The 12,991-nt window shown below is 53.2% G+C and carries 15 protein-coding genes; 4 read left to right on the top strand and 11 right to left on the bottom strand.

The genetic code is table 11. The features are described 5' to 3' along the window. Positions 1–296: 296 nt before the first annotated feature. Positions 297–728: a carboxymuconolactone decarboxylase family protein gene (locus tag NNO08_RS17975; protein ID WP_271442295.1), complete on the bottom strand. Its 432-nt coding sequence runs from the start codon at positions 726–728 to the stop codon at positions 297–299. A gap of 90 nt (positions 729–818) precedes the next feature. Here NNO08_RS17975 and pdxR point away from each other — a divergent pair, with 90 nt between their 5' ends. Both pdxR and NNO08_RS17965 read left to right on the top strand, forming a co-directional pair. Next, the gene (pdxR, locus tag NNO08_RS17970; RefSeq protein ID WP_271457241.1) at positions 819–2,153 is read left to right on the top strand and encodes a MocR-like pyridoxine biosynthesis transcription factor PdxR; all 1,335 of its coding nucleotides are present in this window, start codon (positions 819–821) and stop codon (positions 2,151–2,153) included. A 123-nt stretch (positions 2,154–2,276) separates the two neighbouring features. Beyond that, positions 2,277–2,627: a DUF2002 family protein gene (locus NNO08_RS17965; RefSeq protein ID WP_005122944.1), complete on the top strand. Its 351-nt coding sequence runs from the start codon at positions 2,277–2,279 to the stop codon at positions 2,625–2,627. Between the two features lie 36 nt (positions 2,628–2,663). On the opposite strand, the gene alaE is transcribed toward NNO08_RS17965, so the two are convergent. Beyond that, positions 2,664–3,113, bottom strand: a complete 450-nt coding sequence (alaE, locus tag NNO08_RS17960) for an L-alanine exporter AlaE (protein WP_003037259.1) — start codon at positions 3,111–3,113, stop codon at positions 2,664–2,666. 556 nt (positions 3,114–3,669) lie between these two features. Here alaE and stpA point away from each other — a divergent pair. Continuing rightward, complete coding sequence (gene stpA, locus NNO08_RS17955; protein ID WP_271442297.1) at positions 3,670–4,071, top strand: DNA-binding protein StpA; 402 nt, start codon at positions 3,670–3,672, stop codon at positions 4,069–4,071. A gap of 35 nt (positions 4,072–4,106) precedes the next feature. Here the strand turns inward: stpA and NNO08_RS17950 are convergent, their stop codons facing one another. The 3 genes from NNO08_RS17950 to NNO08_RS17940 form a co-directional block, all read right to left on the bottom strand. Further along, entirely contained in the window at positions 4,107–4,286 is a 180-nt protein-coding gene (locus NNO08_RS17950; RefSeq protein WP_137383543.1) for a hypothetical protein, read from the bottom strand. An 80-nt stretch (positions 4,287–4,366) separates the two neighbouring features. Then, positions 4,367–4,894: a rhodanese family protein gene (locus NNO08_RS17945; RefSeq protein ID WP_271442298.1), complete on the bottom strand. Its 528-nt coding sequence runs from the start codon at positions 4,892–4,894 to the stop codon at positions 4,367–4,369. 9 nt (positions 4,895–4,903) lie between these two features. Next, entirely contained in the window at positions 4,904–5,203 is a 300-nt protein-coding gene (locus NNO08_RS17940) for an ArsR/SmtB family transcription factor (protein ID WP_271457240.1), read from the bottom strand. A 174-nt stretch (positions 5,204–5,377) separates the two neighbouring features. Here NNO08_RS17940 and NNO08_RS17935 point away from each other — a divergent pair, with 174 nt between their 5' ends. Beyond that, on the top strand, positions 5,378–5,536 hold the full coding sequence (locus NNO08_RS17935) for a YqaE/Pmp3 family membrane protein (RefSeq protein WP_006687217.1): 159 nt from the start codon (positions 5,378–5,380) through the stop codon (positions 5,534–5,536). On the opposite strand, the gene csiR is transcribed toward NNO08_RS17935, so the two are convergent. The 6 genes from csiR to glaH all read right to left on the bottom strand — a co-directional run bounded on the left by csiR (position 5,533) and on the right by glaH (position 12,862). Next, on the bottom strand, positions 5,533–6,225 hold the full coding sequence (csiR, locus tag NNO08_RS17930; RefSeq protein WP_271442299.1) for a DNA-binding transcriptional regulator CsiR: 693 nt from the start codon (positions 6,223–6,225) through the stop codon (positions 5,533–5,535). The two genes, NNO08_RS17935 and csiR, sit on opposite strands and share 4 nt — an antisense overlap. Before the next feature lie 45 nt (positions 6,226–6,270). Next, positions 6,271–7,671, bottom strand: a complete 1,401-nt coding sequence (gene gabP, locus NNO08_RS17925; protein WP_137383548.1) for a GABA permease — start codon at positions 7,669–7,671, stop codon at positions 6,271–6,273. A 144-nt stretch (positions 7,672–7,815) separates the two neighbouring features. Further along, on the bottom strand, positions 7,816–9,099 hold the full coding sequence (gene gabT / locus NNO08_RS17920) for a 4-aminobutyrate--2-oxoglutarate transaminase (protein ID WP_271457239.1): 1,284 nt from the start codon (positions 9,097–9,099) through the stop codon (positions 7,816–7,818). Positions 9,100–9,124: 25 nt separating this feature from the next. Beyond that, on the bottom strand, positions 9,125–10,573 hold the full coding sequence (gabD, locus tag NNO08_RS17915) for an NADP-dependent succinate-semialdehyde dehydrogenase (RefSeq protein WP_271457238.1): 1,449 nt from the start codon (positions 10,571–10,573) through the stop codon (positions 9,125–9,127). 23 nt (positions 10,574–10,596) lie between these two features. Further along, positions 10,597–11,865 carry an L-2-hydroxyglutarate oxidase gene (gene lhgO, locus NNO08_RS17910; protein ID WP_271457237.1) on the bottom strand — a complete coding sequence of 423 codons (1,269 nt, stop codon included), beginning with the start codon at positions 11,863–11,865 and terminating at the stop codon, positions 10,597–10,599. Between the two features lie 19 nt (positions 11,866–11,884). Next, complete coding sequence (gene glaH / locus NNO08_RS17905; RefSeq protein WP_271457236.1) at positions 11,885–12,862, bottom strand: glutarate dioxygenase GlaH; 978 nt, start codon at positions 12,860–12,862, stop codon at positions 11,885–11,887. Positions 12,863–12,991: the final 129 nt, after the last annotated feature.

Here is a 12,991-nt window from a genome sequence, read left to right as displayed (position 1 = left end):
CAAGGAGAGCGCATCGTAGGCCGGATAAGGCATTTATGCCGCCATCCGACGGCGCATAATGACATGCGTTTTCCAACGGCAAGGAGAGCGCATCGTAGGCCGGATAAGGCATTTATGCCGCCATCCGGCGGCGCATAATGACATGCGTTTGCCAACGGCAAGGAGAGCGCATCGTAGGCCGGATAAGGCATTTTTGCCGCCATCCGGCGGCGCATAATGACATGCGTTTGCCAACCGCAAGGAGAGCGTATCGTAGGCCGGATAAGGCATTTATGCCGCCATCCGGCGGCGCATAATTACATACGCATACCCACAGCCAGGCGGTTAAAGCAGTTCATCAGGCTGATTGCGAAGGTCAGGTCGCTTATTTCTTTGGCACTAAAATGGTCAAGCAGTGGCAGATAAACATCGTCTTCGGCATGGCTACTGGCGACATGAGTGACGGACTCGGCCCATGCCAGTGCCGCACGTTCTCGTTCGCTGAAATGGTGACTCACACGCCAACCCGCCAGCGCATCCAGACGGGCTTGCTCCACGCCAGCTTTACGCAGCGCTTTGCTGTGCATTTCAAGGCAAAATGCGCAGCCGTTGATTTGTGAAACCCGCAGGTAAATCAGTTCTGTCAGCGTGGGTTCCAGTGCGCAGTTTTCCAACGCTTTGCTTGCCTGAACCAGGGCGCTATAGACTTCAGGACTGAGTTCGTAATAGGGCTGGCGTAACATTGTCATGGTATTGCTCCTCATTTGGATGACCTGCAATGTAGCACTATAATGGTCTGCTAAAGAGAGCCATATTTTTACTTAAAAAGCAGACCATAAATGCCGCGCTACCAGCAAATTGCCCGTCAGTTAAAAACCGCTATTGAGAAAGGCGATCTTAAGCCTGGCACAAGATTACCCTCCAGCCGAACCTGGTCCCAGGAATTGGGAGTTTCACGTTCGACGGTAGAAAACGCTTATGCTGAGTTGGTGGCGCAGGGCTGGCTTACGCGACGCGGTCAGGCGGGAACCTTTGTCAGCGAGCAATTGCGACTGGAAACCTCGCCCTCAACCCCTACCGTATTCGCCGGAGAAAACGGTACACCACAGCTTTTTCAGATGGGATTGCCAGCGCTTGATCTTTTTCCGCGCGATATCTGGGCACGGGTCATGGGACGACGTTTGCGCACCCAAACACGTTTTGACCTCGCAGTGGGGGATGTTTGTGGTGAACTGCTGCTACGCCAGGCGATAGTTGATTACCTGCGAGTGTCACGCAGCATTGAATGTCTTCCGGAGCAGGTTTTTATTACGTCGGGTTATGCGGCATCAATGATGTTGATCCTGCGTGCGCTGGCCACACCCGGCGAGGGGATGTGGGTCGAAGATCCCGGCTTTCCATTGATTCGGCCCGTGGTCACCCAGGAACGCATTGAGCTGATGCCTGTTGCGGTTGATGCCGATGGCCTTGATGTCAGTGCCGGGATCCGTGACTACCCACAGGCGCGTTTTGCCTTGCTGACACCCGCACACCAAAGCCCGCTGGGCGTGGCGCTTTCTCTGGCCCGCCGTCACCAGTTGCTGGAATGGGCTGACCGCGCACAGGCGTGGGTAATCGAAGATGACTACGACAGTGAGTTTCGTTACCACGGCAAACCGTTACCACCGCTTAAAAGTCTGGATGCGCCGCAGCGGGTGATTTATGCGGGCACGTTCAGTAAATCGTTATTTCCCGCTTTACGCACAGCCTGGCTGGTGGTTCCGCTGACTCAGGTCGCACATTTTCGCCAACAGGCAGCGCTAACGGCTTGCAGTGTCCCGGTTTTATGGCAACAAACGCTGGCTGATTTTATGCGCGACGGTCATTTCTGGCGGCACTTAAAACGGATGCGCCAGCATTATGCCCAACGGCGTCAATGGATGGAAAGCGCTCTGACAGAGCAGGGGTTTAGCGTGGTACCACAAGAGGGCGGGATCCAACTGGTGATCGCCGTGGCGGGGGATGACACTGCGTTAGTACGCAAAGCGAATCAGGTCGGGTTGGCGGTTCAGGCCTTAAGCCGGTGGCGCATCACCTCAGCAGGTAAGGGGGGAATATTACTGTCATTCACCAATATCCGAACGGCGGAAATGGCGCAGCAGGCTGCATATCAACTCCGGTTGGCGCTGACATAAATTTGCGTTGTTCTTAAGATATTCATCTCACCGTCTGCACTCGTTTATGGACTTTTCTGAAAGCGTTGCTAATGCTGAATCAGGTAAGGTAAGCCCGCAGTAAAAGATAACGAGGAAAATAATATGTATTTACGACCTGATGAGGTGGCGCGCGTACTTGAAAAAGTGGGCTTTACCGTTGATGTAGTCACACAGAAAACATACGGTTATCGACGTGGCGAGAATTATGTATACGTAAACCGTGAAGCGCGGATGGGGCGTACCGCATTGGTTATTCATCCCACGCTAAAAGAGCGTAGTTCTTCACTGGCAGAACCAGCCACGGATATTAAAACCTGCGATCACTATCAGCAATTCCCGCTTTATTTAGCCGGCGATACTCATGAACATTATGGTATTCCACACGGCTTTAGCTCGCGTATCGCGCTGGAACGTTATTTGAATGGGTTGTTTGGCGACGTGAGTTCAAACTGATAACGCGACTGGCGGTGCCAGTCGCGATGAGATGTTTTATGCTTTAGCCTGGTGGTAGCTGCTGACCTTAAACAGGCGGCGGCAATAATCAAGGAAGTAGCCATATACTGCACCCATCAGCATTGAGACCACGATGTTTGAACTTACCGCAGCCGTGATCTGGTGCCAGTCAGCGCCAACCGTCAGCAGAATAATCACATACACCGGTGACTGGAACGTGACATAGGCCAGCACATCCGCCAGATTTTTTGCCCATCCTGCCTGCGTGGCTTTGCGTGCCGCGCGCATAAACAAATCGCGGTACATACCGTATGGCCAGGCGATCAGGATGTTGACGGGGATGGCGACCAGTCTGGAATACAGTGACTGTTCGAAGCTCATTCCTGAAAGGAATATCTCGATCAACATGTTCACGACAGAACAATAAACAACCATCGCGAACGTGTCTGCTACAGCATGACGCAAGCGTGACTGCGGAGAGAACATGTTAATGCTCCTTGTAAAAAGGGGAAAAAAGGTTTTCAATACCTTTGTTGCTAGTGATTTGTCTTGTCGCTTTCGCGTTTTAATAGGATATCTGCCTACATAATAACTAGCAACTAGCTTAAAATTTTTATTTATTGCCTTTTTGTCGATAAAATGCTCTGTGGTGGTTTGTTTTTTGTTCGTTTTGGCATTTTCGTTGTCATGCAAATTAAAATCATTAAAAATCAATAAGTTGTTTTGACTTGTTTTTCTGAACTTTTTGCGCTCCTTTTTGAATGTTGACGAATATTTCGCATATCTACCGCAACGCCTGTGCGATGCCTATATTGGTTTATCTGGTGCGGCAGTGAGATATCACGACGTCTATTTATTCTGGTTGCTGGCCGAATATAAAATATCGGTGACTAAAATTCATTGTATGACAAGGTAAATAATATTAGCGATTGTCGTTTTAATATCTTGCGACAAAAAAGAGACTGGAAAAAGAAAAAACACTCGCATACAATTTGCGTCGTAATACCGATTTTTGTTTTTGCGTTAAAGAGGTTTTATTAATATGAGTTCAATGTTAAAAAACTTAAATAATATTCGATCGCTACGTGCCATGGCGCGTGAATTATCCGTCGAGGTTCTGGACGATATGCTGGAAAAACTCCGGGTAGTCACCAAAGAACGACGTGACGAAGAAGAACAGCTGCAGCGCCAACGTGCAGAACAGCAGGAAAAAATTAATACACTGCTGGCGATGATGAAAGCCGATGGGATTGATCCTGAAGAACTGTTGAGCATGTCGGCGGCAATGTCGCGTTCGGTTAAAAAACGTCAACCACGTCCGGCGAAATATCGTTTTACGGATACCAATGGTGAAACAAAAACATGGACTGGACAAGGCCGCACGCCGAAGCCGATTGCGCAGGCGCTGGCTGCCGGTAAATCTCTCGATGATTTTTTGATCTAATATCAATGCGGTGAGGGGAACCTCACCGCTTATTTTCAGCAGACGCCGAAATCGCCTTCTTCAGAATATCGCGTGACATCAGCAGTTTTTAGGGTGTATTTTTCGCCGCTTTCATTGCTGGCTTGTACAGCCACAATTTGTTCGTCTTTCACTTCGACAACTTTCAGTTTTGGTCCGCCCATACGCGGTTGCACCAGATCGCCAGGTTTAAACATATTGCGCTCCTTTCTTAATCACAAAGCCCACCATAGATCACGTCAATCGGCGGGTACAGCGCTGTTTCTTCTATTACCGCTTAATGAGTACGTCGGTTCCAGGGCATTTTGTCGAGCAGTCGCGCCATACCGCAGAAGCCAGTTACACCCGCAAGTACCAGCCCCGCACCAACAAAACCGCTGAGTAAGAAGAAGCCGCTGTTAACGGCATAACCGAGAATGACGCCAAGCAAGGCAAGACTGCCTGCGGCAATCTGCACCTGACGCATTAGCGGCAACGGTTGTGAGCTATCTTTTGCAACCAGCAGACCTGCCGCTTTCCAGCCGTCGATTCCACCCTCAAGCAGCCAGACCTGTGCTGGCGCGGCGGCGGCATTCAATTTTGCCGCCGCGTTTTGTGTACGCTTGCCTGACTGGCAGTGAAAAATAATGCGCTCAGCCCGTAAGTTTGCGGGGAGTGAACCCTGCTCCAGGGTGGATAGCGGTGCCAGGTGCGCCTCGGGAATATGCTCGTACAGATACTCGTCAGCGTCGCGGATATCAATCAGTTTTGCGCCCTGAGCTAACAGCGTCTGCGCCTCGTGGGGGGAAATCATCCCAATGGTCATAGTGGTTCCTTATGGGCAATACAGTGTTTTTAATGTGGCGATCAGCGAGTTCACGGCCGCATTTTTAATGGAGTAAAGGATGCGCTGGGCATCACGCTGGCTGTCTATCAGCCCCTCTTCGCGCATTCTTGCCAGATGCTGTGAGGTGGCCGATGCACTAAGACCAGTAACGCGGGCTAACTCTCCCGCGCTGGTACCCGGTGAGCCACAAAGCATGCACAAAATCAGTAACCGTTTTGGATTACTCATCGCTTTGAGTAGGGCGGCAGCCTGTTCAGCGCTGGCCTGCAGGTGTTCGAGTTCAGTCATATATACTTTAGTGTTTTCTAAGTTAAGGTAATTCTAAAGTAAGTGAGCATCGTACGCCAGCGTAAAGAGCGTAAAGGAGGGTAAAACAGCAGGGGAAGCCAGGCAGAGTTGGATAAACTCACTAACCTTAGATTTCTAAGAAATGATTATTTTTTTTGCTTGTATGGAGTGTGTATGGGTTTCTGGAGAATCGTTTTTACTATTATTCTGCCTCCGCTTGGCGTGTTGCTGGGGAAAGGATTCGGCTGGGCATTTATCCTCAATATCGTTTTGACACTGTTGGGCTACATCCCAGGCCTTATCCATGCCTTCTGGGTCCAAACTCGCGACTAGGCTTTTCCCGTCAGCAGTTTGCCGGACATGGCTTGCTGAATAATGGGTATTGGCGTCAGCAGGTGCTGGCGCATTAACTCGCTGGCGCGGGCGGCATCGCGTGCCAGAATCGCTTCGGTCAGCGTTTGATGTTGATCGTGCTTATCTTCCAGCATCTCTACCGACAGCACCGTTTTACGCAACCAGATGAAACGGTATCGTGCCGCCAGAGAGAACAGCCGTTCACGCATTTGCAGCAGATATTGCGAACCACAGCCAGCAACAATCGCCGTGTGAAACGCCTGATGGCGCTGATCCCACTCATCAAGCATCTGCTCGCTGGCGTCAACGGCCTCCAGCTTGCTGAGCATATGCGCACGCGCCAGAATCTCGGCTTCCCAGGCGTCGTCGCCACGTGCGATAGCCAGACCCACCAGCATGGCTTCCATATTGGCGCGGGCATCGAAAATATCGAGTAACTCTTGCTCGGACATCGGCGCCACCCGATATCCTTTCTGATTGACCACCGTGACCAGTCGCTCTGCAACCAGTTGCGAAAGCGCTTCGCGCAGTGGCCCAACGCCCAGTTCATAACGTGAAGTCAGCAGGCTCATACGCAGTTTCTCATCAGGCTGATATATACCGCGGATGATATCGTTCTTCAGCCAGCGGTACCCATCAATGGCCGTCGGTTGGGAAATGGCGGTCATGTTCTTACTCCTGAATAAATGTCCCGGCCTGCGCCGGGATCAGATTTAATGCGTATTTTGCAACGGTGTTTTTTGCCACGATAGCAGTTTTTTCCAGCGTGACATAATGGGCACGGTGCAAATAATCCCGATGGCGAGTAGCCCGGTCGACACCACCTCCAGCTGTTGCGCCGGACGGAAGAGCATCACCACTAATACGAAGACAATAAAGGCGATCACCAGCCAGGTAAGCCATGGAAAGAGCCACATTCTCAGTTTAATTTCACCGCCCTGCGCCAGCAGGATCTTGCGCATCCGTAACTGAGAAATAGCAATCACCAGATAGACCAGCAGTGCGATGGCGCCGGAGCTGTCGATCAGAAACTTAAATACTTTGGCCGGCGCGTAATAGTTGACGATAACGGTGAGGAATGCCGCCCCGGTAGAGAGTAGTACTGCCACATACGGCGTTTTGCTGCGGTTTGTTTTACCCATAAAGGCAGGGGCATCGCCACGACGGCTCAGGGAATAGAGCATACGGGATGACGTATATAGCGCGGAGTTCAGGCAACTGGTTACCGACAGCAAAATGACGCAATCCATGATCAGCTTTGCATGCGGAATATGCAGCAACTCCAGTACCGAGCGGTACGACCCAACCTCTTTAAGTCCCGGCATGTTCCACGGGATCAGCGCAACCACCACGAAAATGGAGCACAGATAGAAAATTGAGATACGCCAGATAACCGAGTTTGTCGCCCGTACGATGTGTTTATCCGGGGTGTCGGATTCCGCGGCGGCAATGGTGACAATCTCCGCGCCCATAAAGGAAAACATGGTGATTAGCATCGCACTGAGTACTGCGCCAAAACCATTGGGCATAAAGCCGCCCTGATCCCACAGTCGTGAAACACCGCCGACTTCCGCGTAGGGATAGAAGCCGCTAATCGCCGCTGCGCCGAGGGCGATAAATGCCAGAATGGCAATCACTTTACACAGCGCCAGCCAGAATTCAAACTCGCCGTAATTTTTGACGCTCAGCAAATTACTGCCGGTTAATGCCAGGGTGATAACCAGGGAAAACAGCCAGATAGGCACTCCAGGGATCCATGAATGCAGGATGATGGCCGCAATGTTAGCTTCCAGCGGGATCACCAACACCCAGAACCACCAGTACAACCAACCGATGGTATAACCGGCCCATGGCCCGATAGCTTTATCGGCGTAGGTGGAGAAGGAACCTGTATCGGGTGTGGCAACGGCCATTTCGGCCAGCATGCGCATAATCATGACCACCAGTAACCCGGCGAACAGATATGCCAACAGCACCGCCGGACCGGCTTCGGCAATCGCGACGCTTGAGCCTACAAATAAACTGGCGCCGATAACCCCGGCAATGGACAACATGGTGACGTGGCGTGATTTCAGCCCGCCCCCTAAATCATGTGATTGTGACACTTGCCCCATCTTTAAACCTCGTTATTGTTATTGACGTCGCTTCCTGCACCTTACCCGTAGGCCCGGTAAGCGGAGCGCCACCGGGCATCACAATATTTCCGGAAGCGGCGCATGCGCTGCTTCCGGCCTACAATCCCCGTTCAGATACGGGGGTTACCCCTGCTTCGCCTCGGCAAAACACTGAGCAATAATGTCCAGACCCTGACGGATTTGAGCCTCTTCAATGGTGAGTGGAACAAGGATGCGCAGCACGTTGTAGTAAGGCCCGCAGGAGAGCAGGATCAACCCTTTGTCACGTGCACGCGCGACGACGTCGGCTGTCAGTTTGGCATCGGGTCTGGTGTGGTCGCCATCTTCGAACAACTCGATGGCAATCATTGCGCCCAGCCCGCGTACATCGCCAATCTCGCGGTGCGTTTCCGCAATGGCCAGCAGACCATCGCGCAGGGTTTTGCCCAGGTCGTTCGCTTTTTGCAGCAGGTTTTCCTGCTCGAAAATGTTCAGCACAGCTAACGCGGCGGCACAGGCAATCGGGTTACCGGCATAGGTACCGCCCAGACCACCCGGTGGGACGGCGTCCATCACCTCAGCACGTCCGGTGACACCGGCCAGCGGGAAGCCACCGGCGATGGATTTTGCGAAGGTAGTCAGATCGGGGGCCACACCCATTTGCTCCATCGCAAACAGCGTACCGGTACGCCCTGCGCCGCTCTGCACTTCATCGGCAATCAACATGATCCCGTGTTCGTCACAAATTGCGCGCAGGCGCTGCATAAAGGCCGGGGAGGCGGCGTAAAAACCACCTTCGCCTTGTACGGGCTCAATGACGATAGCGGCAATATCTTCCGGGGCCGCGTCGTTTTTGAAAATACGGTGGATGCTGGCAATCGCATCGTCATCGCTGATACCGTGCAGCGCGCAAGGGTACAGCGCACGATACACATGACCCGGCATCAGCCCCATGCCAGCAGAGTACGGGTTCACTTTCCCGGTTAATGAGAGGGTGTAGTGGGTACGGCCATGATAGGCACCGCTAAAGGCGATGGTCCCGGTACGTTTGGTGGCCGCGCGGGCGATTTTCACCGCATTTTCCACCGCTTCAGAGCCGGTGGTGACCAGCAGGGTTTTCTTGGCGAAATCACCCGGCACTTTCTTGTTCATAATCTCACACAGTTCGAGGTACGGCTCATAGGCCAGCACCTGGAAGCAGGTATGTGACAGTTTTTTCAACTGTGCTTCTACCGCAGAGACAATCTGCGGATGCAGGTGACCGGTATTCAACACTGCAATACCGCCAGCAAAATCGAGGAACTCACGGCCTTCAACGTCCCAAACCCGGCAGTTTTCTGCGCGTTCGGCAAAAATCGGGTGGATCTGTCCTACGCCACGAGGAACGGCGTTACTGCGACGTTGCATGAGTTCTTTATTGGTGCTCATCAGGTGTTCTCCAGTATTTATTTTATTAAAGGCCAATACACATATATTTGATTTCTAAGTAGTCTTCGATGCCGTACTTCGAACCTTCGCGGCCAAGACCGGAGGCTTTAATGCCGCCAAACGGGGCCACTTCATTTGAGATGATGCCGGTATTAATCCCGACGATGCCGTACTCCAGCGCTTCGCCAACGCGGAATACCCGGCTTAAATCACGGGCATAGAAGTAAGCGGCCAGCCCAAACTCGGTGTCGTTGGCCTGGGCAATGACGTCAGCTTCATCTTTAAAGCGAAACAGCGGTGCCAGCGGGCCGAAGGTCTCTTCTTTGGCGACCTTCGCGTTATCAGGCACATCTACCAGAATAGTGGGCTGGAAGAAGTTGCCGCCCAGTGCGTGAGCCTTACCCCCCGCCACGATGCGTGCGCCTTTATCCAGCGCGTCGGCGATGTGTTCCTGCACTTTGGCGACGGCTTTTTCATCGATCAGCGGCCCGGTGGTGACGTCAGGTTGCAGACCGTCGCCGAGGTGCAGCTTGCTCACCGCTTGCTGGAGCTTGTCGGCAAACTGCTCATACACGCCGTCCTGAACATACAGGCGGTTGGCGCAGACGCAGGTCTGCCCGGCATTACGAAACTTCGATGCCAGCGCACCTTCCACGGCTTTATCAAGGTCGGCATCATCAAAGACGATAAACGGCGCATTGCCGCCCAGTTCGAGTGACACCTTCTTGATATCTTTGGCGCACTGCTGCATTAGCTGGCGTCCAATTTCAGTGGAGCCGGTAAACGACAGCTTGCGCACCAGTGGGTTGCCAGTCAGCTCATTACCAACAGCACTGGCTGAGCCGGTCACGACGCTGAAAACACCTGCCGGGATGCCGGCGCGATTAGCCAGTTCTGCCAGCGCCAGCGCGGAGTACGGTGTCTGGCTGGCGGGTTTGAGCACCATCGTGCAGCCTGCCGACAGCGCCGGACCGGCTTTACGGGTGATCATTGCGGAAGGGAAGTTCCATGGTGTGATAGCGGCGGTAACGCCGATCGGCTGTTTGATGACGATCAGACGCTTATCAGCTTGATGGCCGGGAATGGTGTCGCCGTAAATACGTTTGCCCTCTTCGGCAAACCACTCGATAAATGAGGCGGCATAAGTGATTTCGCCTTTGGCCTCAGCCAGCGGCTTACCCTGTTCCAGCGTCATCAGGCGGGCGAGATCGTCCTGATGCTCAATCATCAGATTGAACCAGCGACGCAGAATATTGGCCCGCTCTTTCGCGGTCAGCGCTCGCCATGCGGGCAGGGCGCGATTCGCGGCCTCAATGGCTTCGCGGGTTTCATCCGCCCCCATTTTCGGTACGCTACCCAGTTGCTGACCATTCGCGGGGTTGGTCACCGCGATGGTCTCGCCGCTGTTGGCGTCACGCCAGTGTCCGTCGATCAGTGCCTGCTGGCGAAACAAGGTGGGATCGTTAAGTTGCATGATTGCTTCCTGTCTTAAAAAGGTTAACGGGTGAACGCGGCGTGTAATGTCTCCACGCTACGTGCCGCACGCAGCGTGCGTCCGGGATTACTCTGGTTCTCCAGAAGGGCGTGAACTTTGCTGACGATATGCGCGCCGATCGGGAGAGCTGACGTTGCCGCGGGAGACGGGGCGTTACAGGTGTGAATCGAACGCGGCGTGGTGACAAACAGGAAATCGTCAATCAGCTTGCCGTCCGGTGACACCGCCTGTGCCCGCACACCTGCAGGCCACGGCTGCAGATCTTTCTGCGTCAGGCTCGGGCAATACTTTTGCACCAGCCGCAAATATCCGCTTTTGCACAGTGAGTTTTTCATTTCACCAAGCCCGGAACGCAGGTTGTTTTGCAGCACGCGGCGGATGCCGGAAGAGCCGAGGATCTCCAGCGTATCGCTAAGCGAGAAGTCGCGTTTACGGTAGCCTTCGCGTTTAAATGCCAGTACGGCGTTCGGACCCACCGTAACGCTGCCGTCTATCATGCGGGTGAGATGCACACCGAGGAATGGCATCGCCGGGTCGGGGATCGGGTAGATCAGATGATTGACTATCTGGTTATGTTCTGACGCCAGGCGGAAGTATTCGCCGCGGAACGGGCAGATGATGAATCCGGGCTCGATGCCAAGCATTTTCACCAGCCGATCGGCCATCAGGCCGGAACAGGTAATCAGGCTCGAACCCTCATACTCCTGACCCTGACGGGTCTGCACGATAACGCCGGTGGCGTGTTCCTTTAACGCGCTGACCTCCGCGTTGTAAATAATCTCACCACCTTTGGCCTGGAAAATCTTCGCCATCGCAGCGGTGACTTCGCGGTAGCTGACTATTCCGCTTGAGGGGACAAAAATACCGCCCAGTCCAGTGATGTTCGGCTCACGCTCACGCAGTTCTTCGGCGTTTAACCACTCGCGCTCTAAACCGTTAGCGGCAGTGCGATCCCATAACGCGCGCATTCGCTCCATTTCCAGCGCAGAGGTGGCAACCAGCATTTTTCCGCAAACGTCATAGCGGATGCCGTTTTGGTCGCAAAAGGCTTTGGTGGCGCGATTTCCGGCCAGGCAAAACTGCGCCTTCAGGCTACCGGGGGTGTAATAGACCCCGGCATGAATCACGCCGCTGTTGTGGCCCGTCTGGTGGCAGGCTGGACCGGGCTCTTTCTCCAGCAACGCAATTCTGGCATCCGGGTAGACATCGATCAGCTGCATGGCGGTCGACATGCCGATAATGCCGCCGCCAATAATCACAAAATCATACATCCGCTATTTTCCTTCGCGCTTACTGGTGGGTCTGGTAATGGTTAGTGGCATAGGCGAAATAGCCACGCTGACGCATCAGTTCGCGACGCAGGTCAGGATGCGAGGTGAATCGGTCGCGACCGTGCAGCCAGAACAGGTTGTTGATCAGCAAGAATTTACCGACCGATACCGGAACGGAAAGAATGTTCTTGCTGGTTTCCAGCGCATCAGACAGGTCGCTCAGCCAGACGCCTTCTTCATAGTCTTTTGGCTGGACGAACTGGTCGATATAGCGCATGACCGGACGGCCCAACTGGTCAACGTCAAACACCGGATGGAATACGTCCTGGCTAACATTTTTGCTTGGCGGTGCGGCAAAGCGCATGGCACGGCGTGCCAGCGGGTGGGTAAAATACTGATCCAGATGCTCCCAGTCATCGAGATGGAGCAGCAGCGAGTTACCGCCAGTCATGTTCTGCTCATCTATCTTCATCATCAGTACATAGTCGGTGATTTCTTCGAGGTATGTACCGTCGTTATGTAGCTCCATGACACGGTGCGGCTGACGAAGATAGCTATCTGAGTTATCGACGTTTTTCACCACGAAGCGCGCATAGTACTGACCGCTCATTGCATCAAAATTGGAGCGTCCGATAAGATGCGCGACGGCAGTTGCCAGTTTGACCATCTCTTCTGCCTGTGCCACGTCATCAACGCCCACGGCATTGATCAGCAGTGCGCCTTCAGCGCGATTCAGTAAGGTTTTTAGTAGCAGAGGCTGCAACTGATTGCCGCACAGGGCGTCGAGGATCTGACCCACTTTGAAACGCAAGAAAGATTTGTATTCCAGGGCCTGTACTGGCCACTGCGCGACGGCTTGCAGAAATTGCTCCGTTGTCTCAGCACAGAAAGTCAGCTCCAGTAAGCGTGGCGACTGGGCTGATGGTTTCAGTGTGAAGCCGCTGTAGTGTTGGGCTGGATCTTCAGCGTTCGGTTGTACGGCAGTCAGTGCGTTCATCAGAATCGATCCTCTCAGTAGATTGTCAGGGAGACATGGCGATGCTCGTTTCGTAGCCATAAATTAAAAATATCTACATTTTTGAAAAACGCGCACAGAATGAGCTTGTTTGTTTATTATTTGTGATCA

The sequence above is a fragment of the Citrobacter sp. Igbk 17 genome, assembly GCF_028069775.1.
Lineage (GTDB): Bacteria > Pseudomonadota > Gammaproteobacteria > Enterobacterales > Enterobacteriaceae > Citrobacter.
The sequence above is the reverse complement of the archived record's forward strand: the minus strand, read 5'-3'. Positions and strand labels throughout refer to the sequence as shown.

Excerpts from the sequence above, each read along its gene's own strand:
- NNO08_RS17975 (WP_271442295.1), bottom strand. The coding sequence starts at position 728 with ATGACAATGTTACGCCAGCCCTATTACGAACTCAGTCCTGAAGTCTAT.
- pdxR (WP_271457241.1), top strand. The coding sequence starts at position 819 with ATGCCGCGCTACCAGCAAATTGCCCGTCAGTTAAAAACCGCTATTGAG.
- NNO08_RS17965 (WP_005122944.1), top strand. The coding sequence starts at position 2,277 with ATGTATTTACGACCTGATGAGGTGGCGCGCGTACTTGAAAAAGTGGGC.
- alaE (WP_003037259.1), bottom strand. The coding sequence starts at position 3,113 with ATGTTCTCTCCGCAGTCACGCTTGCGTCATGCTGTAGCAGACACGTTC.
- stpA (WP_271442297.1), top strand. The coding sequence starts at position 3,670 with ATGAGTTCAATGTTAAAAAACTTAAATAATATTCGATCGCTACGTGCC.
- NNO08_RS17950 (WP_137383543.1), bottom strand. The coding sequence starts at position 4,286 with ATGTTTAAACCTGGCGATCTGGTGCAACCGCGTATGGGCGGACCAAAA.
- NNO08_RS17945 (WP_271442298.1), bottom strand. The coding sequence starts at position 4,894 with ATGACCATTGGGATGATTTCCCCCCACGAGGCGCAGACGCTGTTAGCT.
- NNO08_RS17940 (WP_271457240.1), bottom strand. The coding sequence starts at position 5,203 with ATGACTGAACTCGAACACCTGCAGGCCAGCGCTGAACAGGCTGCCGCC.
- NNO08_RS17935 (WP_006687217.1), top strand. The coding sequence starts at position 5,378 with ATGGGTTTCTGGAGAATCGTTTTTACTATTATTCTGCCTCCGCTTGGC.
- csiR (WP_271442299.1), bottom strand. The coding sequence starts at position 6,225 with ATGACCGCCATTTCCCAACCGACGGCCATTGATGGGTACCGCTGGCTG.
- gabP (WP_137383548.1), bottom strand. The coding sequence starts at position 7,671 with ATGGGGCAAGTGTCACAATCACATGATTTAGGGGGCGGGCTGAAATCA.
- gabT (WP_271457239.1), bottom strand. The coding sequence starts at position 9,099 with ATGAGCACCAATAAAGAACTCATGCAACGTCGCAGTAACGCCGTTCCT.
- gabD (WP_271457238.1), bottom strand. The coding sequence starts at position 10,573 with ATGCAACTTAACGATCCCACCTTGTTTCGCCAGCAGGCACTGATCGAC.
- lhgO (WP_271457237.1), bottom strand. The coding sequence starts at position 11,865 with ATGTATGATTTTGTGATTATTGGCGGCGGCATTATCGGCATGTCGACC.
- glaH (WP_271457236.1), bottom strand. The coding sequence starts at position 12,862 with ATGAACGCACTGACTGCCGTACAACCGAACGCTGAAGATCCAGCCCAA.